This window comes from Leptospira ilyithenensis, from assembly GCF_004771005.1.
Classification (GTDB): Bacteria; Spirochaetota; Leptospiria; order Leptospirales; family Leptospiraceae; genus Leptospira_A; species Leptospira_A ilyithenensis.
On record NZ_RQHV01000050.1, the window covers coordinates 82,122 to 102,269 of the forward strand.

Consider the following 20,148-nt stretch of genomic DNA (forward strand, 5'->3'; position numbering starts at 1 on the left):
GTATTTTTTATACAAAAGTATTACCAATGTCCTGAGGCATACATTACCTCTATTTCGCTTAACGAACTAGCGCCTTACGGACGGTGTCCGTAGCTGAGCCTCTCTGAGGAGGCGTTAGCGTCGGCGCGTTTCCTTGCTTAAGCAAGGAACGTGACGGAGGACAATGTGTCGCAGACCGAGCAAGGGTGAACGGAGTGAATCCCGAAGCGTAGCGGTAAGGCGTGGTTATACGAAGTCGCTGTGGTTAATCGAAGAGAGTTTTTTCTTTCTCAATGATTTCTGCAATTTGTAAGTAAAGGGTAGGAATTTTATTCTCAACAAGATCCCAAACTATATCATAATCTACAATAAAGTATCCATGAACAAGGTGGTTTCTAGTTGCCGCAAATTTTCTCCATTCGGGATCCGGGTATTTCTTTTTAAAAGAATCAGAAAGTTTATTTGAAGCTTCCCCAATAATTTCAATACTTCTAACAAAAGCACGTTTAAGAACATTATTAATTAAGAAAGAGTCTTTGTTTATTTTATTGAACTCTTCTCTTAAGAAAAGAATTTCTCCATAAATGTGATTAATGTAATCTAGATCAGACTTCAATTAAAATAGACTCATTTTCAATAGATTGTTTGATAGAACCGGCAATAGAATCAGAAGTAAGTAGGTCGACTTTCACTTCAAACAAATCTTCTAATAAGAAAGTAAGATTAATATAATTATCAAAATTTTTCATCCCGGATTTGAAAGTAACAAGAAAGTCAATATCACTATTTGGCTGTGCCTCTTTTCTTGCGACTGAGCCGAAAATGTAAATAGCCTGAACGCCCAAAGAATGTAGCTCTTCTTTATGATTTCGTAAAGATTGCTGAATGCTTGTTTTATCTAAAGAATCGACGGCGATCATATTTCAAATTTCTTGATAAATCTTCAAAAGTCAAGCGAAGGACTTTTCTCGTTTTTTTAATTTTTTAAGGTATTTTATACTCATTTTACAGCGATTTCGCATAACGAACTAGCCTTACCGACGTTGTCCGTAGCTGAGCCTGCGATGCAGGCGTTAGCGTCGGCGCGTTTTCTTGCTAAGCAAGAAACGTGACGGAGGACAATGTGGCTTCAGCCCGAGCAAGGGTGAACGGAGTGAATCCCGCAGCGTAGCGGTAAGGCGTAGTTATGCGCCGTTGAGTTGTTTTAGAATAAGATTAACGGTAGTTTTTAGATTATCCAACTTCTCATTACAGATATTAAAGATAATTTCGTGATCAAGACCTTCATAATGATGAGAAATGACATCTCTCATTTTCATAATTTTTTCCCAATCAGTGCTGGAATAATTTTTTAGGAAATTAGAGTCAATTTTAACGATGGACTTTATATTATCGCCGATGGTTTGAAGCCTCATAGCAATGGAGTCGAGAATGGTTAAACCTTCGTCAGAATTTATGAAATCATCAGGGAATTTAATTTTTTTAAATCTAGTTTCAATAAGAAGAATGGATTCAGTAATAAATTCGAATCTTTCTTTAATTTCTTCAGACATTAATAAGATCTTTTTGAATGCGCTTCAAGAAAGAGAGTTTAATCAGATTTCTTTTTCTAATTAAATCGACATTTCTTTCAAGAAGATTTTCGAGGAAGATTTGAAGTCCGGCCAGAGAGTCAAAATTGGGATTTTTTAAATCGACGAAGATGTCTACATCACTATTTGAATTAATTTTGTCTTTCGCAAAGGATCCAAAAATACCAATCTGCAAAACCCCAAAATCAGATTCGAGCTTTGGTTTAACATCAGAAAGCGTTTGAATCAATTCTTGCCTGCTTTCTACCTTCATATGTAAATTATCTTGAATTAGAGCGAAAAGTCAATAATTGGATTTGTGAATCTTCCTTAATATAGCGTTCCTGAAAGGAGAAACGACAGATTTTTTCATATTTTTCGTAAAAATATGCTCAATGGCGCTTAACTCTTAATATGCGTTTAGCAAATTAGTCCGGTAATACGACCTCTCCCTTTTCGTTCAAAGGAAAAAAAGGATTGTGCGCCACTTCGAAAATATGTCCGTCCGGATCGGCAAAGTAGGAGCTGTATCCGCCCCAGAAAACTTTCTGCGGGGTTTTTAGAATCTTTGCTCCAAGAGAACGAACCTTTTCAATCACTTCGTCCACTTCTTTTTCGCTGGCTGCATTATAAGCGATGGTGATTCCGGAAAACCCGGTTCCCTCTGCGCTAAGGTGGGCATCTTCCGCCAAAGCTTCTCTTGAAAACAAGGACAACACCAGGCCATTTAACTGAAAAAAGGCGACAGATTCCTGACTAGCGCTTGATTTTTTCCAGCCGAGGCCTTGTTCATAAAATAGCAGGGACTTTTGTAAGTCGGATACTCCTAATGTGATTAGGTTCAGTTTTTGTTTCATGGTAAGAGATATCTTGAATCAAATCGGTATGAGTAAAGTCAAAGAGGCAAAAAGGCGAACAAATTTATAAAAAAAAGGACAGAATTAAAGAGAGCGTTGTCAAAAAAATCCATTTGTGGTAAATGGAAAGCATTGGGTGGCGGGTGGTTCACCCCTCCCAATGTCGATAGGGCGGGGATAGTATTCTAAAAATTTCCTTTCTTTACCGTTCGCCTAGGATGATCTCAAAGCACCAGGGATCGGAGCGAGGAGACCGCCAGGTCACCGTCCGAAGGACCGAAGCGGATGCGGAGTCGCGGAAGAGCCCGGTCTCCCACCTAATGTATTAAAGGTGAATCTCCGATCGATCTGTGGGAGAGGCGCCCTCAGACAATTAAAAATTCATCAATGTATTCTACTCTTAAAAACAAGTGAGATGCTTCCGGCGGTGGCGAGGCCAGGACGGTCGAAGCTCGTGCGTCGTGACAGGATGTCACGCGCACAGGAGCCCGAAGCATCGAACGTTTATTTAGACCCAAGTCCTGTGGTTTTTGCTCCGACAAGGATTGACATGTTTCCTGCTGGGTGTTTGTTTTCCCGCATCAACTGATGGCATTCCCCCGTTTGGTTGAACTCGTAAGTTTTTGCAAGAACAGGATCGACTTTCTTTTGAATCACAAGATTGTTCAGGTCGCGGCAATTATCGTCGTTCGCGAAATGAGAACCTTGCAGACGTTTTTGTCTCATCCACAGATAACGAAGGTCAGACGTTGCATTGAAACCGGATGTTCCCGCACAGATCACGACCATACCGCCGGTTTCACAAACAAATGTGGAAGTAGGAAGAGTGCTTTCGCCCGGATGTTCGAAAACGATTTGAGGGTTTTTGCCTTTGCCTGCAATGTCCCAAATCGCTTTACCGAACTCGCGCGCATCTTTGGTCCATTGACCGAATACTTCCGGTTTGTTGATCTCGGATGTAATCGCACCCCAATGTTTGAACTTGTTACGGTTGATCACACCTGCAGCGCCAAGGTTTTTACAGAAATCGATTTTGTCATCGGAAGATACGACTGCAATTGGAATTCCGCCCGCTGCCTTTACGATTTGGATTGCCATAGCACCGAGTCCGCCGGCACCACCCCAGATGAGAACTACGTCATCCTGTTTAACATCGTTCGGTTTCCAATGATGTAACATGCGATATGCTGTAGCAGCAACTAACATATATGCTGCGGAAGCTTCCCAAGTCAGATGCTGAGGGCGAGGCAAACATTGATGATCCTGTACTTTACAAAATTGCGCGAAAGATCCCCAGTTGGATTCATATCCCCAAATGATTTGGCTCGGAGCGAACATAGGATCTTTTCCGGCAACCACCCAAGGGTCTTTCGGGTCCCACATCGCACAGTGAACTACAACTTCATCGCCTACTTTGACATTTTTGACTTCCGATCCGACTTTATAAACGATACCGGATGCATCCGATCCGCCGATATGGAATTTTTCCGGTTCGCCTTTTTTGTTTCTGGCACCGATGACATCGACAGGATATCCGAGGGCGGCCCATACGTTATTATAATTTACACCTGCCGCCATAACGGCAACTAGCACTTCGTTAGGTGCAATTTCGGGAACATCGATTACTTCTGTTTGAAAGGACTTGGTTGGTTCCCCATAACGCTCCGGACGAATGACCTGTGCGTGCATTTTTTTCGGCACAACTCCTACTGGTGGAAGTTCTCCAACTGGTACGATTTCAACGTTACTCATGTGATTACCTTTTTATGGATTTCTCTATTTTAAGCGATTTCCTTGCAGAGTAGAAATCCGGCTCTTACTGTCAATCGCTTCCCCACTCCATGGAAAAGGCAAATGTCCAGGCGGAATGATAGAGTCTGTAGTCCCGATCCCTCTGAAACGGGTATCTATAAGCTACGTTGAAGTTGTATTTTTCCGAAAAATTCCACGAAAACCCGAGAGACCCTTCCGTAAAATACTGAGGGTTCAGCTTATCCTTGCTAGCTGAGAAGTCCACTCCGTTATAAGGATTGCGGTATAAGATCCCTGTAAATATGGAAATCTCAGGCATCAAATAATAAGTAACGTAGGCGGAAAGAATTGCCGTTTTTTTGAATTCATACTCCGGCGTAGGTGGAGTCGCGGACGGAAGTCGCAACCAATAGGGAATCCCGTCGTTGTCCTGGAGATTGTTCGGTTGTGGACGGGTCAAAGGTTGGAGGCCACCGAGCTTGGTAACAAACGACCATTTTTCGTAGAGATAACCTAACTTCAGATAACCGGCACCGGCATAATAATTTCCTCCGGTAAAACGATCCGTATCTGGGCCGGAAGGAAATCCTACCGACCCTTCGATCACAAAAAAATAAGATTTATCCAAATCAAAGAAAGGTTGGTATTTGAAACCTAAGTAGCTTTTCCCAACTCTCGCCGCATCCTCCCGATTTCTTTGCTGATAATAATTCCAGGGAACAGCGGCATTCAGCGCAAACCTTCCTCCGAAAAAATTCATTTCAGCGAATGCGGTCGTTGTGAACAGATTGCTGTTCTCTCTAGTTGATTTGTAATAATCCTGAGTGATCACCAAATAATTGCTAGGTTTCTCTCTTTTTCCGGTAAACGGATCGACGAATCGGGCAGTCGCATTAGGACTGTCAGACGAACCTGTGTGATGAGCGGACATTTCACCGGAAAAAACAAAAACGATGAAAAAGAAGAAAAGAAAAAAAGGTAAATTTGAAAAACTGGATTTCATTGGAATGATTTTTGATTGATTGTTGTTAGTTGGTTTCACTAAAATGTTCCCTTACCGCAACTCTACGTTGGGAAAACATCCGGGGACAAAAAAGATCAGATCTTCCGTTGAAAGATTGTCACTTAAGATCTTGTATAAGTCGGTCGCGGAAAATTCGGCGATGACAAGAGAGGAAGTGCTCCCAATAAAACTAGGATAGTTGGCAAATAAAGTCTGTAAAAAAGTATAAGTCTGCGATAGATAGATCCGATCCTTGAAGATATTGGAATACTGAAGTGAAATGGGAACGGGAGTTTTACGGGCACCGTCCACAGGGATTCTGCATTTGGGAGAAATCATTTTTGTTCCCGGTTTCAGATAAATTTGCGTTTTTATAATAGAATTATCGCTCTGACGTATAATCTGCAAATCCCAATACCATTCCGGGATCGACATGGACACAAGTGATACCACCCCGACCGGCGCATCTGTAATGGTTGTTAAATTCGGAACACTATAGGCATACCCCGTATCCGTCTGCGCATTCGCCGTAAAAAACGAATTCAAGACGGAACTACCTATATAAGAATACGATTTGCCATACGGATCAGTCGTAGGCAAATCCAAAGGAACCGTATAAGGAGTATGTGTTTTTACGGAAACAGAAGAGCTTGCATTTATAGAACCAAACAACCGATTGCTGGGGTTGATTCGATAACTCCCCGAATCGATTTTCAAAACTGCCGATTGAACCGTAATCGAATAGGTAATGTTATTGCTGATCAGATTGAATCTACCGAGAGAATCATCCGACTGATCATCATACAAGACCACCTGGCTTTGTAAGCTGGTACGGATTTCATTGATTTGGGTCAATAGGTTTTGAAGAATGGTCAATTTTTCTGCGTTCGCATCTCCAATGGAACCGAATGTGCAACCACTGGAGAATAATACTGAAAGAAGGAAAAAAAAGGGAAATCGTTTGTTATGCATTGTATTCAAATAGGGTTTGGTCATCGAATGATTTGTTATCAGATTTTCACTATCTCTTCAAAAAACATATCATTGGAACGGATTGGAAAACTTGGAATCGGTTAAAAATTCGGAATCGGTCAATGCCAAAAGAAAATTGATCAAATCCGTTTTTTCGGAAGGCTGCAAAGAGAAAGGGCGGATCAAAGTGGTGTCGACATTCGGATGCCCTTTTCCTCCCGCAACATACTGATCGATCACTTTTCCAAGCGCATTGCGTGCACAAGTTTCAAGAGTAGCACCACTGGCCACACCGGTCGGATGTCCGGGATTCGCAGAATCATCACACATAATGCTTCCATCGTGCATATAAGGAAAAGTCACTCCCACATTACGAAGACTAGGTGCTCTAAATTTTCCTTGATCGGAAGCAAGTAAGGTAATTTCTTCAAGTCCACGTTTGTTTATTGGTAATGCAAGATATTCTGCCTGTGTATGAGTTCCATTATTATGATATGCAAACTCTTCCGAAGTCTGTTTTGTATGAAGGGTAGTATCCGTAAAATTGAATCCCCCGTGGCAGTGAAAACATTCCGCGACTTCCCCGTTGAAAATACTAGCCCCTCTGGTTGCAGATGCAGACATGGCGGAACGGTTTCCGTTGGTAGCCTTATCATAAGGAGAATAACCGGAAATCATCGTTCTTTGAAAACTTGCCAATGAAAACCGTACATTCTGTTCGGTAACAGCAGAGTCTCCGTTTCCGAACGCTGCGGAAAATAATTTTTGATAATTGGAATCGGATTTCAATTTTCCCAAATAATCTTCATTCGCAAGACCTAGTTCCGGAGGTGCCAATGAAAACATAGGAACACGTGCTTGTTGTTCCAATGTTTTCAACAAGGGATTACTCCATGTTAGACGGGGATGGTAGGCCGCATTGCTTAACTGTTGCGCGTTTCTCGGATGTGCTTCCGAAGTGATTCCCGAAGGAGTTGTCTTTCCATCCGAAAATGCCAGGTTTTGGAAATGACAGGAAGAGCAGGCCATGGATTCGTTTGCCGAGAGTTTACTATCATAAAACAAAAACTTGCCCAAGTCCACCTTGGCCTGAGACATCGGATTTTCCGAAGGAACCGTCGGTATAGGAAAACCGGGAGGCAAATTCCAAACCCAACCGGAACCTTGGCTGAGAGCCAAGGCAAGTAGCAATAGATTGTTATCGTCTTTTGATTTTTTGAGATCTAAAAAATCGGGAACGCAAACATTTGTAAAATTCAAGATTCCTAATAACAATAATACTTTATATAATTTCATAAAAAACCTCAGCATAACGGCTGTTCCATAATCAACATCCACATTAATACATTATAAAAAACTAAATGGGGAAAAGTAAAAACCTCTCCCCCGTTTCCCTTTAAGGTTTCAAATAAAACGCACTTTGCACTGTCAATGTAGCTCCGTCGGTTTCATTTACTCCGACGTTATTCAATAGTGTCTTACACGCCGCCGTTGTATTTCCTGCCATACAGGTAAGTGCCGCACCACCGCTATTAGGATTCGTATTTGTCCCGCTAACCAAACTTTTTATATCGAAATACACAGGGTTTGCAGTAGGATTCCAAGCTACGCTTCCGGAAGTTTTGATTGTAACAGTCGGGCGATTTGGGTATGTACATGATGTAGTTAGTATGGAGGTACCGGATCCATTGCATCCGCCGCTTCCCAGATGAAAAGTTCCGTTTGTAGAAGCACCGTCTTTCGTAACCCAATCAAACTTCATAAAAATATATCCGGATGCCCATGCCCAAAACATTGCCGAATTATTCAAAGGAGCGTCCGCAGTCGTACTGTTTAGATGATTCAAGTCGAAAGGAACACCCACTTTGAATTGAATGCCCACATAACTACCTGATGGTGCCGTTCCTTTGATGCTGGTATTTGTTTCAGTAGTCCCCGTACAGTCGCCTGTTTTATCTTCAAAATCCAGAAAAGCTACTTTGGAAGTCTGCCATTTGTTATCGGAAGTTAGAGTAAAATCAACTGTAGACCCGTCCGCTTTCACAAGCTTTACATCGTGAATATAAAACCTCGCATCTCTTAAGTAAAAATTCATACTTTCCGAGATATGTTTTGTATCCATTACGGAACCCGAATGTCCTGTGGTCAGTTGATTGCATTTTGGTGCAGTATCCGATCCCGCCACCATTTGAAACGGGATTTCCGTAATTCCCGAACCCAGATTCGCAACGATCGCAAGCAAACCCAGATTAGTTGCATCATCCGACTTCTCTTTTTCTTTGCAATTTGCGAACACGAAAATCGCAATACTGATCATATATAATAACTTTTTCATATTTCCTCGAAGTAAAATAAAACTTAAATTTGTTAGTTGAACTAAACAATAAACGGAAACTGTGCACTTCTTTTCGTGCACAATGAATGCGAAATGGATTTAGTGTTCCACAGGCAAGAGCCCGAAGGCTTTCCCGGATTTAAGCTTTGGGTGGGAAAAAAGGAGAAGGATCAAATCCTTCTTTTGGAATATCGGAAAGGATCACGATAGAAAATAAAATATCATATCGTATGGAAACTTCGGAAGAGTTTGTTTGGTAATTCCACGTTTGGTGGAAATTTCGCAAAGCAGACGCTTGGGATTTGTTCTTTTTACAAGAACAAAGGTGAGTCTCTCCCGACTTTGAAGAATGACAGCTAGGCAAAACTTTGGTGCTCTGTTTGTGATCGTCATGGGAAGAAACGGTCACTCTTTCTTTGGAAAACATTTCATCTTCCGGATTTTTATGAAGCTCTTTGCGAGATCCATGATTGCATTCGCAAATTTTCGCACCGTCTTCCAAACAATAACCGAGAAGGCCGCTGTTCAGGAATATTGCCTGAAAAAGCAGAATCATGGCAATCAGAAGGGAAAGTTGAGCCCGGAACAACATTCTTTCTCATAGAACTCCGATCCCCGCTAGAAATCGAGACAATTTTTAGGCTTTTTTCTGTCCAGGGGGTTGGCATCGCAAAATGATGGCTGTAGAATAAGAAAAGAGACTCGAAAGAGGTCCAGACCATGAAACGCACAGAATTAGAACGCAGAGAAAGAGATCTGCGAAAAATGGAGAAAAAGAAAATCACACCAGGCCAAAAGGAAAGCATGAGTGTAGGTGACTACATTGATGGTTTATTTGGTCTCTTTCGTTACGACGAAGAAGAGATTTTCAACGCGAGCGATGATGAGGACGTACTGGAAATGTTGGAAAACATGAAAGGCGAACACCCTGAAAAACAGTGGGATGTTATCATCCGAAAAGCAGTGAACAAAACAAAAGTAGCTCAAAAAGACAAAGCATACGAATCTCTAAGGATTCTTGCAGGCATTCAGCCTGTCACAACTTAAAGTTTAAGTATAATCTTGTTTTGATTCCACAAACAGATTTACAAAGGAAGGCTTCTGATTTAATGTAGAAGCCTTCTTCGACCATGGATACAAAAAACACACCCAGGAATTGTTTTCAACCTTCGTCGATTCTAAAAAGGATTTGGTTTTTCGGTTTTAGCTTTCTTTTTTTTCATCTTCCAATCATCGCAGAGTCACAAAGCCCAGTCTGCCCATCTCAAACCATTTTAGAAGTGAACAGTCTGGAAGGGAAATTGGATCTTTCTCCCTATCTCAAGTATTTCAGTACTAACAATTCTTTATTGGGCATCCAACCCATCATTGATTCCAAAAAAAATCTGGTATTCAAGGATACAAACGGTGTAGTTCCCAATTTTGGAAACACTGAATCGGATTATTGGTTTTGTTTTCATCTCTCAAACAATTCGGCTTTTGTGGCGAATATAATCGCTTTCATCAAATATCCGTTGTTAGATGAAATTGATTTTTACGATCTTTACTCGGATGATTCCTGGGGGAAAAAATCGCAAGGCAGGCTTTATCCTTTTTCCGCAAGAGAAGTAAAATACAGAGGGTTTGGTCATTTGGTTAGCTTGTCACCGGGTGAAACAAGAACCATCTTTATCCGAGTGGGAACGCAAAGTTCCATGTCCGTTCCACTCTACATTGCAAAGGAAAAAGATTTTTATGAATTCGCAATGGAAGACAACATCCTTCAGGGCATCTATTTCGGAATTGTCGGGGTGATGACTCTTTACAACGTGTTTGTATTTTTTTTGGTAAAAGACAAAGCCTATATTTATTACGTAATCTATCTTGTTTTTTCTTCCACCTTGTTCCAATTATCACTCAACGGACATCTTCCTTTTTTCTTTTTGCAAAATCATCCCTACTTTGTCTGGAACTTACACAACATACTTTATTTTATCTTTTTACTCACCATATTTCCCATGTGCATTACAATGATGAACCTAAAGGAAAATTCACCAACCGCCTACAAGTTGTTTATTTATCTAATGTGTTTCCCGGTAATTTGTTTATTACTACTTCCCTTTTTATCCTATCGTTCCATGAACGAAACAGGGGATATCTTCTCCATGTTTCTGGCATTTTTAACATTGATCGTTGCCTATTACGTTGCATTTAAAAAACATTATCGTCCTGCACGATTTTTCTTTTTGGCATTTTTAGTAGTCATAGTCGGAGGAATCGCATCCCTTTTGAAATATATGGGATTTCTTCCTGTGAATGTTTTCACGGAAAATTCATTCCAAATCTCAATGGCAATCGAAGTGAATCTGATGGCTTTCGGATTGGGAGATCGGATCTCCATGGTTCGAAAAGAAAAAGAAAGAATTCAAATCAAGGCCGAAATCGACAAACAAAAGTTAATCGCATTTCAAAAGGAGCTGGTTTTAGCGCAAAAACTTCAAGAATCGACTCTCCCCCAACAAATTCCCGAACCGGATGGAATCCGAATCAAAGCAGGTTATATCCCCGCCTCTCTCGTAGGAGGTGATTTTTACGATATTGCCAATCTGGGAAATTCCGAAATCAGTTGTTTGATCGCAGATGTAACCGGCCATGGAGTGCCTGCGGCAATTGAAGCCGCTATGTTAAAAATCGCCTACACTAGCTCCACCCAGTTTGCCAGTAGCCCGGGAAAAATCCTCGAAAGAATCAATCAGTCGTTAGTTGGCAATTACAAAAACCAATTCCTTACTGCCTCGGCCATTTATCTGGATCTGAATCAAAAATTACTGAAAGTAGCAAATGCAGGGCATCCTCCATTGTATTGGTTCAAATGCAAAGAAAAGATCATTTTGCCCATTCGCCCGAAAGGAAAGCTGATCGGATTTTCCAAAGAACTGATTTATCCGGAAGAAGTGTATGAACTTTCCATCGGTGATAAGATTTTACTTTTTACGGACGGACTCTGGGAAACATGGGAAAGAGATGAAAAAGGAAACAAATCTTTTGCTGACGGATCGGGAGAAAAAGAACTTTTGAAATGGCTACAGGAAAAATGGGGTGAACCGGTTACAAATCTTTATCAGATGATGGAAGATCATATCCGAACCAGGATCAAAACAACGTCACCCGAAGATGACATTACTTTTATTCTATTTGAAATTGTATGAAAAGCCCTGTGCCGAATGGCACAGAGATTTCGTATAAGGAAAGTTAAACTAAGCTTTACACATCCGCGTAAATCGAGGTATTTAGGAAACGGGAGATATTGTCCAGGTTCCGAGAAACATCACGATACAAAAGAGCCGGTAGAAAATTGGATCTCTTTTGATACTTTTTCTTTCTGACTTTGCTCTCATTCTTTTTCAAAGAACGAATCATTTCAAAACGATATTCACGGCTCTGATTTCGAATTTGAGGGTTTCCTAAAATATCGAACGACTCGCTCTTTTCTAAATTGGAAAGCAACAAGTCATAGTGATGTTTGAGTAAATCCAGTTGTTCCTTGATCGCAGATTCGAAAGGTTTGTCCAAAGACACTTTCTGCCTATGGGCTTTTTTCACCTTACGTGCGATAGATGCAAAGTTGTCACCCATCTCTTCAATGGATTTCACACGTTCCATGATCCCGAGCACATCCTTTCCGTAAGTTCCGGTAACACCGGATTCCTGGATTTGGTTGAGGTAGGTAAGAACTTGAGAACGAACCAGATCCAATTCCTCTTCTTTTTTAAGGACTTGGGCCGCTTTTGCAGGATCAAAAGGACGAAGTAGAATCTGTTCCGTAAGCGGGAAAAAATCGTAAGTCTCCCGAATGATTTTTTTGGTGAACTCGGAAAGTTCTACCATGGCGAGTTCAGTAGTTTTTACCGCACCTGATTGCAAAAGTTGAATCGAATCTCTTTCCTTTTCCTTAAGCGGTCCGAATCCGTCTACAATCCAGCTTACAAATCTGGACAGAGTGTCCACAAACCAAATCATAAAAAAAGTATTTGTAACATTGAAAAGAGTATGGAAAAGGGAAATATGAAATCTGGTGGATTCTTTGTCTGTCAAAGGATCTCCGGGAATCAAATCATCCACAATGCCGGTGAAAAGTTTGAAAAAGACCAAAGCCCAGATAACTCCGATTATATTAAACATGGTGTGTGCAAGTGCGGCTTTTTTCGCATTTCGGTTTCCCGGTATGGCAGCAAGGTTTGCAGTGATAGTGGTTCCGATATTTTCACCCAAAATCATACCATAAGCCGCATCAATCGGTATAAATCCCGAAAAAGCGAGAGTGATCGTAATGGTTGTGGAAGCGGAAGAAGATTGAATTACAATTGTTAACAGGGTTCCGATCAATACAAACAGAAGGATCGTATTGAATCCCATATTCGTATATTGCTGCAAAAACTGAAATGTTTCCGGGCTTTTTGCAGAATCGGGAACGGATGATTTTAAATAATCCAATCCCAAAAACAAAAATCCGAATCCAATGAGAAAACTTCCCCAACCGGATCTGCTTTCTTTTTTAGAGAAATGTAATATCATTCCCAGGGCGATTGCAGGCAAAGCAAACGAGGCAATGTTGAATTTGAAACCTAATAAGGAGACAATCCACGCAGTGACCGTAGTTCCAATGTTTGCTCCCATGATGACACCGACTGCTTGCGTCAGTTGCATGAGTCCAGCATTCACAAAGCCTACAACCAAAACCGTTGTAGCAGAAGAAGACTGAATGGTTGCAGTAATCAAAGTCCCGCTTAAAACCGCAGAGACTCTGTTTTTTGTCATAGAAGAAAGAAAGGAGCGTAATCTTTCACCAGCAACACGTTGTAATGATTCGCTGAGGAGTTTCATCCCGTAGATAAAAATTCCCAGACCGCCAAGGACTTGTATAAGAAGAGACCAGTTCATATTGAATGTTAATACCGAGTATGAAATTTCCTCACCAATGGTTTTATACCAATCTTTTATTCGGTTGCAGTATTTTTTTCCACTTTAAAATTGTAATGAATATGTCAAATTCAATCAGCAAAGGAAAGGTTGTAGGGTTCTCCTACCATCTTACAAATTCCCAGGGTGCGACTCTGGACAAGTCCGATGAACCACTATTATACCTTCATGGCTCCGGTAATATCATTCCCGGATTAGAAAATGAATTGGAAGGTTTAGTAAGCGGTGACTCTAAAAAAGTAGTCGTCTCTCCTGAAAATGGTTATGGGACATATGATGAAAAATTGGTTTTCCAAGTGCCCAAAAGCGAACTACCGCCGGAAGCAGAACTGGAAATCGGTATGGAATTCCAAACGGATTCCGCCGACGGTCCTATGGTGCTTTATTTACATGAAGTTCGGGAAACCGATGTAATTTTGAACGGCAATCACCCGTTAGCTGGAGAAACACTTCATTTTGATGTAATTATCCAGTCAATCCGCGAAGCAACCAAGGAAGAACTGAAACATGGGCATGTGCATGGACCGGGCGGGCACCACCACCACTGATCCTTGTTCAAAAAAAAAATCATAATAATACTTTGAGTCTATCTTTCCTGTTGCTTTTTTATCGGCAGGAAATAGACTGGTGGAGATTCAGAGTATTATAGATTTTTCACCGCCGAAGTAGTCCTTTCTGTAGCTTGCACGCCGATAGCTTGGTTCTTAAGTTTCCCTGCAGTCCTCTAAAGAAGTTCTCTACCCAACCCCATTTCAAACTGGGTTTTCTGTCGTTGCGAAATCCAAATTTCGGAGTCCAAATTAAACTTTTAGAGGACATTTTATGTCAGTAAACATCTACGTGGGCAACCTTTCTTATGATATGACCGAGGGAAAACTCGGCGAACTTTTCGGAGCACATGGTGCTGTAACTTCTGCAAAGATAATTACTGACCAATACTCAGGCAGATCTAAAGGTTTCGGTTTTATCGAAATGAAAGATGGTCAAGAAGCAGACAACGCGATCAAAGAATTGAACGGTAAAAACATTTTGAACCGTGAGATGAAAGTAAACATCGCAAAACCAAAAACAAACAACTGGAGATAATCTCCCGTTTTACTTGCGCTGCAGGTGTTTCACGACATTTGCAGTGTGAGTCCTTTGATTCTCCCCGCCGCCCTTTCTTTTATCATCCTTTTCCTATTTCTGATCGCACGAACTCGTAACCTCCTCTTATTTTTTCTCTCTCAATCTTTCCGGTAACAATTCCAGTTTATAAGTCTTTGCCATTTTCAATAGCTGTTCATCCGTAAGTCCGTGAACATTTTCCCCGCTATGTCTGTTTTCCAAAGTTAAGATAAACACCGAATAACCGTAACTAGATGCCAATTTGAAATAAGGTTCCATTTCCCAATCCAAGGTGAATGTATTATCTACAAATACCTTTTCCATGGATGATTCCATAGCTAGTTTTGTATTGTTTTCGCATTCTTTATAAGCCAGATGGTTCTCTTTGTAATTAAATTGATACTCTCCAGTGTCTTTGTTTGTAAAATACGAATCCACTGAAAATACCGGATACTTTCCTCCTTCGGAAAGAAGTTCGGCAAAGGAAGTTTTTCCACTGCCGGGAAGGCCGCGAATGAGAATCAATGTCTTGGTTTTATCCATACGTTTTGCTGTGAGATTGAATGGGAATCCGAGGCTCACTAGCTTTTTTTTAAAACCGTTTCATAAAAACTATAGATAAATAAAACCATTTGTTAAGGATGAAGTAGTACTATATATAGGAAAGGTTCTTTATGTCTTATCAAGTTTACAAACTCATGCACATGGTGGGAATATTTTTGCTCTTTCTCTCATTGGGTGGGGTTGCTCTTTTTACCATCAACGGAGGAACAAAATCAGGAAATAAATGGAAAGCAATTGCTGCTGCCACACATGGATTCGGTCTGATTTTTCTCATAGTTGCCGGATTCGGAATGATGGCAAGATTGGGAATTCCCCATGCTTCCTGGCCAGGTTGGGTTTATGCGAAAATTGTAATCTGGCTTTTGTTTGGCGGATTGCTTACATTGGTGTATAAAAGACAAAGTTATGCTAAAATTTTATGGTTCGGTTTCCCTATTTTGGGTTTCCTTGCCGCTTATTTAGCGATTTTCAAACCTTTTTAATTCAAACATATCTCTTGATGAAAAAAGCGATTCTTTTGGGATCGCTTTTTTTGTTTTTCCTTTTCATTATATTTTATTTTATAAAATAGGAAGAACAAAGTTTATTAAGAGGATTTATGAGCACTAGAAAAGAATCAGATTCAATGGGCGAGATAGAAGTTGAATCCAGCAGATATTGGGGAGCACAAACAGAAAGATCATTGCATCATTTTAAAATTGGCGGAGATCGTTTCCCCAGAGAAATGATTCGTGCTTTCGGGATTCTCAAAAAATCCGCAGCCATCGTAAATCATGAATTGGGAATTCTTCCCGCAGATAAAAAAGATCTGATTCTTAAAGCCGCTGATGAAGTTATTTCCGGAAAACTAGACGATCATTTTCCATTGGTAGTTTGGCAAACCGGTTCCGGCACACAAACCAATATGAATGTGAATGAAGTGATCTCCAATCGTGCCATTGAAATGACAGGCGGAACGATGGGTTCCAAAAAACCGATCCATCCGAACGATGATGTAAACAAAGCACAAAGCTCCAACGATACTTTTCCAACCGCAATGCACATTGCCGCAGGAGAACAACTGGTTCATAAACTTATCCCTGCTCTGAAAACTCTACGCACCACTCTGCAAAAAAAATCGGAAACATTCCAATCCGTAATTAAGATCGGAAGAACCCACCTTCAAGATGCGACTCCTCTCACCTTGGGTCAGGAATTTTCAGGTTATGTACAACAATTGACCTACGGAATCGAAAGAGTGGAAAGGGTATTACCGTCTGTTTACCGTTTGGCGCTCGGAGGAACGGCAGTAGGAACAGGACTCAATACCCATCCTGAATTTGCCGTAAAAGGTGCTGCAGCAATTGCAAAGGAAACAGGACTTCCTTTTGTTACCGCTGAAAACAAGTTTGAAGCATTGGCCGCGCACGACTCTCTTGTCGAAGTCAGCGGTGTTTTGAAAACAATCGCCGCTTCTCTTATGAAGATCGCAAACGATATCAGATGGCTTGCTTCGGGACCACGTTGCGGAATCGGAGAAATCAGCATTCCTGAAAACGAGCCGGGATCATCCATCATGCCCGGCAAAGTAAATCCGACTCAATCCGAAGCGATGACTATGGTTGCCGCACAAGTGATCGGAAACGATGTAGCCGTAAACGTAGGCGGTGCTTCCGGAAACTTCGAATTGAATGTTTTCAAACCTGTGATCATTTTCAATGTATTGAATTCGATCCGACTTCTTTCCGATGCGGCCATTTCCTTTGAAGAACATTGTGCGCGTGGAATCGAGCCGAACAAGGAAAACATCCAACACAACTTGAACAACTCACTCATGTTAGTTACTGCACTCAATCCGCACATCGGTTACGATAACGCTGCAAAGATTGCAAAAACAGCTCACAAAAACAATTCCACTTTGAAAGAAACAGGAATCAAATTGGGACTTCTGACCGCAGAACAATTCGACCAATGGGTAAAACCAGAGGATATGATCACACCTAAGCTATAAATACGTTCGATGCTTTACGCTACTGCTCGCGGAACTTCCTGTTCCGACGAGTATCGAGGTAGGGCGGGTAAAAATTAATGTGACACAGTTTTTAGACCAGAATATTAAAATCCCCCGCCCAGTTGATCAGCTTCGCTGATGATTCTCCGAATACTTTTCGCTTCTATTGGCGCGAAGGAGGGGTTGGGGGTGTGGCTCGTGGGAACTCTGCCACTGAGGTCAGACTCCCGCCGAAGGACAACTCCCCCCAACGTTCTCTTCTAATTTGCTTTTCTTGCCGATCGTTTTATTTCAACCGGCGACTCGTTTAAAAACTTCTTCACTGCAAGCCTTACTACTTTGGATTGATCCATTTCATTATTTGCCGCATAAAGTTTGATTTTATCTATAAGATCCTTCTCAAACTTAATACTTATTTTTGTGTCTTTCACTATCGCCAACATCCCCCACCCCCTCAGCTCCAAAGTTTGGTCACTAACCAAAGTATGGTGTTTGGGATTATTATGTCAACAAAAAAGTCGGACTTTTCCACTTAATTCCACCCAGAGACAAAGAGACATCAGAGACATGATTTTGAAAAATTTGGCAAGGGCAAAAAAAAAGGGAGGTAGATACCTCCCAATGAAAACAGGTTTAGTTTTAAACTAGTTAGTTGGTTTTGCCCTTCTTCCACAATAGATTGCATAAGATCGTGGTGAATAGATCCCGTAAGTGATCGCACCGAGAAGACCGTTCAGAAACGAATAACTAGTTTCCACCGCAACAACTGGACGATCATCACAAACCTGAGCAGCAGAATATTCTTTTGTTTGTCCAATACCTGCGATAAAGAAATGAGAAGTTCCTTCTTGTGTTGCAATCCGTCCGTCATTTGTGTCCTCAGAAATATAGATCTTTTGAGTCGCACAAGCGGAAAGAAAAAGAGTAACCAAAATCAAAAATGAAATGTTTTTCATTAAATTCTCCTAATGGAAGGAATAACGTAAAATGCGGATTAGACTGTCAATGCGAAAACAGACGTTATTTTTTAATTTTTATTGCCGCATTTAATCTTAGCGAAGAATCTTAAAATATGGAAGAAGATGATAAAAAACTTAACGCACTAGAATTTACTGAAAAAATATCTGGTTCCCGAAAAGCCAAAGCTCTCGGTATCCCAATTTTAGTGAAAGTAGGTAACAAGTTAATTTTCATGAATCCGGACGGGACAGAAAAATTCCTTAAGGATGTTGAGCCACCCCGGACTGTGCCCAGAAAATTTAAGCTCTCTTAACACAGTTTTCCTAGTACGTAAAAATTGTTTTTTTAATTAAGCGTTAGGCGAATTACTTCAAAATACTCGCTTCTCCATTGTTACACTTTATCCAGTAGCGATGAAGCGTTTGATCATAAAATCTAAACATCTTACACCCTTCCACTTCAAATAACATTCGAAGATGATAATCTTCATGTACTCCCGGAATGGATGGTCCTTGACTTCCAATATCATTGCATGAAACAAGGTTGAACATAAAAAATAAAATTATAAGAATTCTCATTTATCCCCCGAAACTCTTTACGACGATCCAAATACCAAGTCTTATTCCGATTAGAAACCCGACCACGAAGCAAACAATACATGGAATCATAGTCTGATATTTTACCTACCCTGTTTGGCTTCCTGGATCGAAACCAGGATTTTTCCATTTCAAATCGTTTTCAGAATATTCTGGTTCTTCTTTATCTAACTTCGCTTTCATTACATGATAGAAAACTAGATCGTCCAAATTTTTATCTTCTTCTGTTCGTTGATACTTAGGAAATGGGTTCACAATGGCATTGTACAATTCCAGAATCAAGGAAAGATTCTTTTTCAAGATGTCAGACGGTCTTTCTTTCTTTTCAAAGTCGAGTTGAACTGGTACAATCAAAACGCTTGAGAAGATTGTAAACGTGATTTTACATACAATATCCCACTGGGTAGGGTTTATCCCGTTGAACACTGCAAAGATGATAAAGATCCAAGCAAAAATTAGAATTCTATAAAACATATTTTATTCTCCTATAAAAGATGTGCATTTTGGAGAGCGTGAAGCTCTTCTTTTAGTTCGGCGTATTCCGGAATAGGTTGCTTACGATTACCGTCTCCCTTGACCGAAGTCGGTAAAAGATTTTTCAATTCAAGAATTTTGAAAAGATTGATGATGACGATTCTCTGTGATTCTACGATAGTTTTTAATTTTTCTATATCACTCATGTAGTAATCCTTTTAGTTTGCTGGTTTAGATCGTAAAACACTGATTATCTCGGCGGCATCTGCCGGATTTGATTTTACCCAGGTGAGTGCTCCTGTCACAAGATCCGTTCCCGCTTTAAAAAATTCTGTCCAAAGTTCGGTTTTTCGTTTTGAGTTTGCTTCGATCTCTTTGATTCTGATTTCCGTTTCACGTCGGGAGATTTCTTGCAGTGCGGTTTCTCTATTTTGATAGATCTCTTGCGAAGTTTTTAATTGAGTTTGAAACGTATCTGTTAACATTCCCATCTTCATCTTGTTAATTTCATCGGATGCAGTGATCATCATTTTGATTTGATCTGTAACAAGACGAATTTCATTTCTCATTTGCTCGTTTGAATTATCCATCGGATAAGAATTTCTTTGTTCTCGTGGCGCTGGTTCAAAGTATTCGTACAAAACTTCTTTGTGAACAAGTCTTTCTCCGGAATATACAAAAGCTGTGATCTTTTGCGAGTCTTCCGATTTGTCTTTTATGATCGAAGAACTTTTAGGAACCTCTTCGATCGGATAATTTTCTACTCCGTTGTCGAATTCAAATGTCACAGAAATTTCCGGAGGATTTTCCATCCTTTCTATTCCATTTTTGATTCTTCCGAGAGTACTTTTAAAGCCTTTCCATTTTTGTTCGAGTGTAATACTCATTGATCTTGTCCTCTTTCACTTGTTAAAGACTGCATTCTCACTGTGAAATCACTTTCCATTTACTATGAAAGCACTTAAATTCCACTTGCAGGGGTTTTTTTTACTTATTGCCTACTTGAATTTCACTTGTTTATAAATTATG

The 20,148-nt window shown here is 40.5% G+C and carries 26 protein-coding genes; 7 read left to right on the forward strand and 19 right to left on the reverse strand.

Annotation, left to right across the window (positions count from 1 at the left end; all coding sequences use genetic code 11):
• Positions 1-244: 244 nt before the first annotated feature.
• The 11 genes from EHS11_RS11650 to EHS11_RS20020 form a co-directional block, all read right to left on the reverse strand.
• Positions 245-595 (reverse strand): HepT-like ribonuclease domain-containing protein, encoded by a 351-nt coding sequence (locus tag EHS11_RS11650; protein ID WP_135764588.1) that lies wholly within the window; start codon positions 593-595, stop codon positions 245-247.
• The gene (locus EHS11_RS11655; protein ID WP_135764589.1) at positions 585-899 is read right to left on the reverse strand and encodes a nucleotidyltransferase family protein; all 315 of its coding nucleotides are present in this window, start codon (positions 897-899) and stop codon (positions 585-587) included. Before EHS11_RS11655 ends, EHS11_RS11650 begins: the two co-directional genes overlap by 11 nt.
• Before the next feature lie 264 nt (positions 900-1,163).
• Positions 1,164-1,532, reverse strand: coding sequence for a HepT-like ribonuclease domain-containing protein (locus tag EHS11_RS11660; RefSeq protein WP_135764590.1), 369 nt, complete (start codon positions 1,530-1,532; stop codon positions 1,164-1,166).
• Entirely contained in the window at positions 1,525-1,842 is a 318-nt protein-coding gene (locus EHS11_RS11665) for a nucleotidyltransferase family protein (RefSeq protein ID WP_425460582.1), read from the reverse strand. The genes EHS11_RS11660 and EHS11_RS11665 overlap by 8 nt, the downstream gene beginning before the upstream one ends.
• Positions 1,843-1,978: 136 nt before the next feature.
• Positions 1,979-2,407, reverse strand: a complete 429-nt coding sequence (locus EHS11_RS11670) for a VOC family protein (RefSeq protein WP_135764592.1) — start codon at positions 2,405-2,407, stop codon at positions 1,979-1,981.
• A gap of 504 nt (positions 2,408-2,911) precedes the next feature.
• Positions 2,912-4,159, reverse strand: a complete 1,248-nt coding sequence (ccrA, locus tag EHS11_RS11675; protein WP_135764593.1) for a crotonyl-CoA carboxylase/reductase — start codon at positions 4,157-4,159, stop codon at positions 2,912-2,914.
• A 70-nt stretch (positions 4,160-4,229) separates the two neighbouring features.
• Positions 4,230-5,201, reverse strand: coding sequence for an LIC11086 family outer membrane transporter (locus tag EHS11_RS11680; RefSeq protein WP_246047830.1), 972 nt, complete (start codon positions 5,199-5,201; stop codon positions 4,230-4,232).
• Positions 5,202-5,213: 12 nt separating this feature from the next.
• Complete coding sequence (locus EHS11_RS11685) at positions 5,214-6,158, reverse strand: hypothetical protein (RefSeq protein WP_135764594.1); 945 nt, start codon at positions 6,156-6,158, stop codon at positions 5,214-5,216.
• Between the two features lie 45 nt (positions 6,159-6,203).
• Positions 6,204-7,442, reverse strand: coding sequence for an MbnH family di-heme enzyme (locus EHS11_RS11690; protein ID WP_425460583.1), 1,239 nt, complete (start codon positions 7,440-7,442; stop codon positions 6,204-6,206).
• Between the two features lie 88 nt (positions 7,443-7,530).
• Positions 7,531-8,469, reverse strand: a complete 939-nt coding sequence (locus tag EHS11_RS11695) for an MbnP family copper-binding protein (RefSeq protein WP_135764596.1) — start codon at positions 8,467-8,469, stop codon at positions 7,531-7,533.
• A 139-nt stretch (positions 8,470-8,608) separates the two neighbouring features.
• On the reverse strand, positions 8,609-9,061 hold the full coding sequence (locus EHS11_RS20020) for an LIC_11090 family protein (RefSeq protein ID WP_210413679.1): 453 nt from the start codon (positions 9,059-9,061) through the stop codon (positions 8,609-8,611).
• Positions 9,062-9,189: 128 nt separating this feature from the next.
• Here EHS11_RS20020 and EHS11_RS11705 point away from each other — a divergent pair, with 128 nt between their 5' ends.
• Both EHS11_RS11705 and EHS11_RS11710 read left to right on the forward strand, forming a co-directional pair.
• On the forward strand, positions 9,190-9,516 hold the full coding sequence (locus tag EHS11_RS11705) for an LB_289 family protein (protein WP_135764597.1): 327 nt from the start codon (positions 9,190-9,192) through the stop codon (positions 9,514-9,516).
• 83 nt (positions 9,517-9,599) lie between these two features.
• Positions 9,600-11,657: a 7TM diverse intracellular signaling domain-containing protein gene (locus EHS11_RS11710; RefSeq protein ID WP_135764598.1), complete on the forward strand. Its 2,058-nt coding sequence runs from the start codon at positions 9,600-9,602 to the stop codon at positions 11,655-11,657.
• 55 nt (positions 11,658-11,712) lie between these two features.
• Here EHS11_RS11710 and EHS11_RS11715 read toward each other — a convergent pair whose 3' ends face one another.
• Positions 11,713-13,389: a Na/Pi cotransporter family protein gene (locus tag EHS11_RS11715; protein WP_135764599.1), complete on the reverse strand. Its 1,677-nt coding sequence runs from the start codon at positions 13,387-13,389 to the stop codon at positions 11,713-11,715.
• A gap of 95 nt (positions 13,390-13,484) precedes the next feature.
• Here EHS11_RS11715 and EHS11_RS11720 point away from each other — a divergent pair, with 95 nt between their 5' ends.
• Both EHS11_RS11720 and EHS11_RS11725 read left to right on the forward strand, forming a co-directional pair.
• A complete protein-coding gene (locus EHS11_RS11720; protein ID WP_135764709.1) occupies positions 13,485-13,976 on the forward strand; it encodes an FKBP-type peptidyl-prolyl cis-trans isomerase in 492 nt (163 codons plus the stop codon).
• A gap of 274 nt (positions 13,977-14,250) precedes the next feature.
• Positions 14,251-14,514 (forward strand): RNA recognition motif domain-containing protein, encoded by a 264-nt coding sequence (locus EHS11_RS11725; protein ID WP_135764600.1) that lies wholly within the window; start codon positions 14,251-14,253, stop codon positions 14,512-14,514.
• A gap of 126 nt (positions 14,515-14,640) precedes the next feature.
• Here EHS11_RS11725 and EHS11_RS11730 read toward each other — a convergent pair whose 3' ends face one another.
• On the reverse strand, positions 14,641-15,078 hold the full coding sequence (locus EHS11_RS11730; protein ID WP_135764601.1) for an AAA family ATPase: 438 nt from the start codon (positions 15,076-15,078) through the stop codon (positions 14,641-14,643).
• Positions 15,079-15,209: 131 nt separating this feature from the next.
• Here EHS11_RS11730 and EHS11_RS11735 point away from each other — a divergent pair, with 131 nt between their 5' ends.
• Together EHS11_RS11735 and fumC are read left to right on the forward strand one after the other, a co-directional pair.
• Positions 15,210-15,581: a hypothetical protein gene (locus EHS11_RS11735; RefSeq protein WP_135764602.1), complete on the forward strand. Its 372-nt coding sequence runs from the start codon at positions 15,210-15,212 to the stop codon at positions 15,579-15,581.
• A 116-nt stretch (positions 15,582-15,697) separates the two neighbouring features.
• Complete coding sequence (gene fumC, locus EHS11_RS11740; protein WP_135764603.1) at positions 15,698-17,089, forward strand: class II fumarate hydratase; 1,392 nt, start codon at positions 15,698-15,700, stop codon at positions 17,087-17,089.
• A gap of 260 nt (positions 17,090-17,349) precedes the next feature.
• Here the strand turns inward: fumC and EHS11_RS19830 are convergent, their stop codons facing one another.
• Both EHS11_RS19830 and EHS11_RS11745 read right to left on the reverse strand, forming a co-directional pair.
• Complete coding sequence (locus EHS11_RS19830) at positions 17,350-17,520, reverse strand: hypothetical protein (RefSeq protein WP_167884423.1); 171 nt, start codon at positions 17,518-17,520, stop codon at positions 17,350-17,352.
• A gap of 213 nt (positions 17,521-17,733) precedes the next feature.
• Positions 17,734-18,045, reverse strand: a complete 312-nt coding sequence (locus tag EHS11_RS11745; RefSeq protein ID WP_135764604.1) for a Bor family protein — start codon at positions 18,043-18,045, stop codon at positions 17,734-17,736.
• 116 nt (positions 18,046-18,161) lie between these two features.
• On the opposite strand from EHS11_RS11745, the gene EHS11_RS11750 reads away from it, so the two are divergent.
• Positions 18,162-18,362 carry a hypothetical protein gene (locus EHS11_RS11750; protein WP_135764605.1) on the forward strand — a complete coding sequence of 67 codons (201 nt, stop codon included), beginning with the start codon at positions 18,162-18,164 and terminating at the stop codon, positions 18,360-18,362.
• 52 nt (positions 18,363-18,414) lie between these two features.
• Here EHS11_RS11750 and EHS11_RS20525 read toward each other — a convergent pair whose 3' ends face one another.
• The 4 genes from EHS11_RS20525 to EHS11_RS11765 all read right to left on the reverse strand — a co-directional run bounded on the left by EHS11_RS20525 (position 18,415) and on the right by EHS11_RS11765 (position 20,006).
• Entirely contained in the window at positions 18,415-18,627 is a 213-nt protein-coding gene (locus tag EHS11_RS20525) for a DUF4884 domain-containing protein (RefSeq protein WP_476737711.1), read from the reverse strand.
• A gap of 105 nt (positions 18,628-18,732) precedes the next feature.
• A complete protein-coding gene (locus EHS11_RS11755; protein WP_135764606.1) occupies positions 18,733-19,119 on the reverse strand; it encodes a hypothetical protein in 387 nt (128 codons plus the stop codon).
• A gap of 11 nt (positions 19,120-19,130) precedes the next feature.
• Positions 19,131-19,325 (reverse strand): hypothetical protein, encoded by a 195-nt coding sequence (locus EHS11_RS11760; RefSeq protein WP_135764607.1) that lies wholly within the window; start codon positions 19,323-19,325, stop codon positions 19,131-19,133.
• 12 nt (positions 19,326-19,337) lie between these two features.
• Positions 19,338-20,006: a hypothetical protein gene (locus EHS11_RS11765; protein ID WP_135764608.1), complete on the reverse strand. Its 669-nt coding sequence runs from the start codon at positions 20,004-20,006 to the stop codon at positions 19,338-19,340.
• Positions 20,007-20,148: the final 142 nt, after the last annotated feature.

What these genes read in the sequence shown, in the direction of transcription:
- EHS11_RS11750 (WP_135764605.1), top strand. Translation starts at nt 18,162, where the DNA reads ATGGAAGAAGATGATAAAAAACTTAACGCACTAGAATTTACTGAAAAA.
- EHS11_RS11720 (WP_135764709.1), top strand. Translation starts at nt 13,485, where the DNA reads ATGAATATGTCAAATTCAATCAGCAAAGGAAAGGTTGTAGGGTTCTCC.
- EHS11_RS11755 (WP_135764606.1), bottom strand. Translation starts at nt 19,119, where the DNA reads ATGTTTTATAGAATTCTAATTTTTGCTTGGATCTTTATCATCTTTGCA.
- EHS11_RS20525 (WP_476737711.1), bottom strand. Translation starts at nt 18,627, where the DNA reads ATGAGAATTCTTATAATTTTATTTTTTATGTTCAACCTTGTTTCATGC.
- EHS11_RS11735 (WP_135764602.1), top strand. Translation starts at nt 15,210, where the DNA reads ATGTCTTATCAAGTTTACAAACTCATGCACATGGTGGGAATATTTTTG.
- EHS11_RS11660 (WP_135764590.1), bottom strand. Translation starts at nt 1,532, where the DNA reads ATGTCTGAAGAAATTAAAGAAAGATTCGAATTTATTACTGAATCCATT.
- EHS11_RS11715 (WP_135764599.1), bottom strand. Translation starts at nt 13,389, where the DNA reads ATGAACTGGTCTCTTCTTATACAAGTCCTTGGCGGTCTGGGAATTTTT.
- EHS11_RS11745 (WP_135764604.1), bottom strand. Translation starts at nt 18,045, where the DNA reads ATGAAAAACATTTCATTTTTGATTTTGGTTACTCTTTTTCTTTCCGCT.
- EHS11_RS11705 (WP_135764597.1), top strand. Translation starts at nt 9,190, where the DNA reads ATGAAACGCACAGAATTAGAACGCAGAGAAAGAGATCTGCGAAAAATG.
- EHS11_RS11695 (WP_135764596.1), bottom strand. Translation starts at nt 8,469, where the DNA reads ATGAAAAAGTTATTATATATGATCAGTATTGCGATTTTCGTGTTCGCA.
- EHS11_RS11730 (WP_135764601.1), bottom strand. Translation starts at nt 15,078, where the DNA reads ATGGATAAAACCAAGACATTGATTCTCATTCGCGGCCTTCCCGGCAGT.
- ccrA (WP_135764593.1), bottom strand. Translation starts at nt 4,159, where the DNA reads ATGAGTAACGTTGAAATCGTACCAGTTGGAGAACTTCCACCAGTAGGA.
- EHS11_RS11760 (WP_135764607.1), bottom strand. Translation starts at nt 19,325, where the DNA reads ATGAGTGATATAGAAAAATTAAAAACTATCGTAGAATCACAGAGAATC.
- EHS11_RS20020 (WP_210413679.1), bottom strand. Translation starts at nt 9,061, where the DNA reads ATGTTGTTCCGGGCTCAACTTTCCCTTCTGATTGCCATGATTCTGCTT.
- EHS11_RS11670 (WP_135764592.1), bottom strand. Translation starts at nt 2,407, where the DNA reads ATGAAACAAAAACTGAACCTAATCACATTAGGAGTATCCGACTTACAA.
- EHS11_RS11710 (WP_135764598.1), top strand. Translation starts at nt 9,600, where the DNA reads ATGGATACAAAAAACACACCCAGGAATTGTTTTCAACCTTCGTCGATT.
- fumC (WP_135764603.1), top strand. Translation starts at nt 15,698, where the DNA reads ATGAGCACTAGAAAAGAATCAGATTCAATGGGCGAGATAGAAGTTGAA.
- EHS11_RS11765 (WP_135764608.1), bottom strand. Translation starts at nt 20,006, where the DNA reads ATGAGTATTACACTCGAACAAAAATGGAAAGGCTTTAAAAGTACTCTC.
- EHS11_RS11655 (WP_135764589.1), bottom strand. Translation starts at nt 899, where the DNA reads ATGATCGCCGTCGATTCTTTAGATAAAACAAGCATTCAGCAATCTTTA.
- EHS11_RS11725 (WP_135764600.1), top strand. Translation starts at nt 14,251, where the DNA reads ATGTCAGTAAACATCTACGTGGGCAACCTTTCTTATGATATGACCGAG.
- EHS11_RS11685 (WP_135764594.1), bottom strand. Translation starts at nt 6,158, where the DNA reads ATGACCAAACCCTATTTGAATACAATGCATAACAAACGATTTCCCTTT.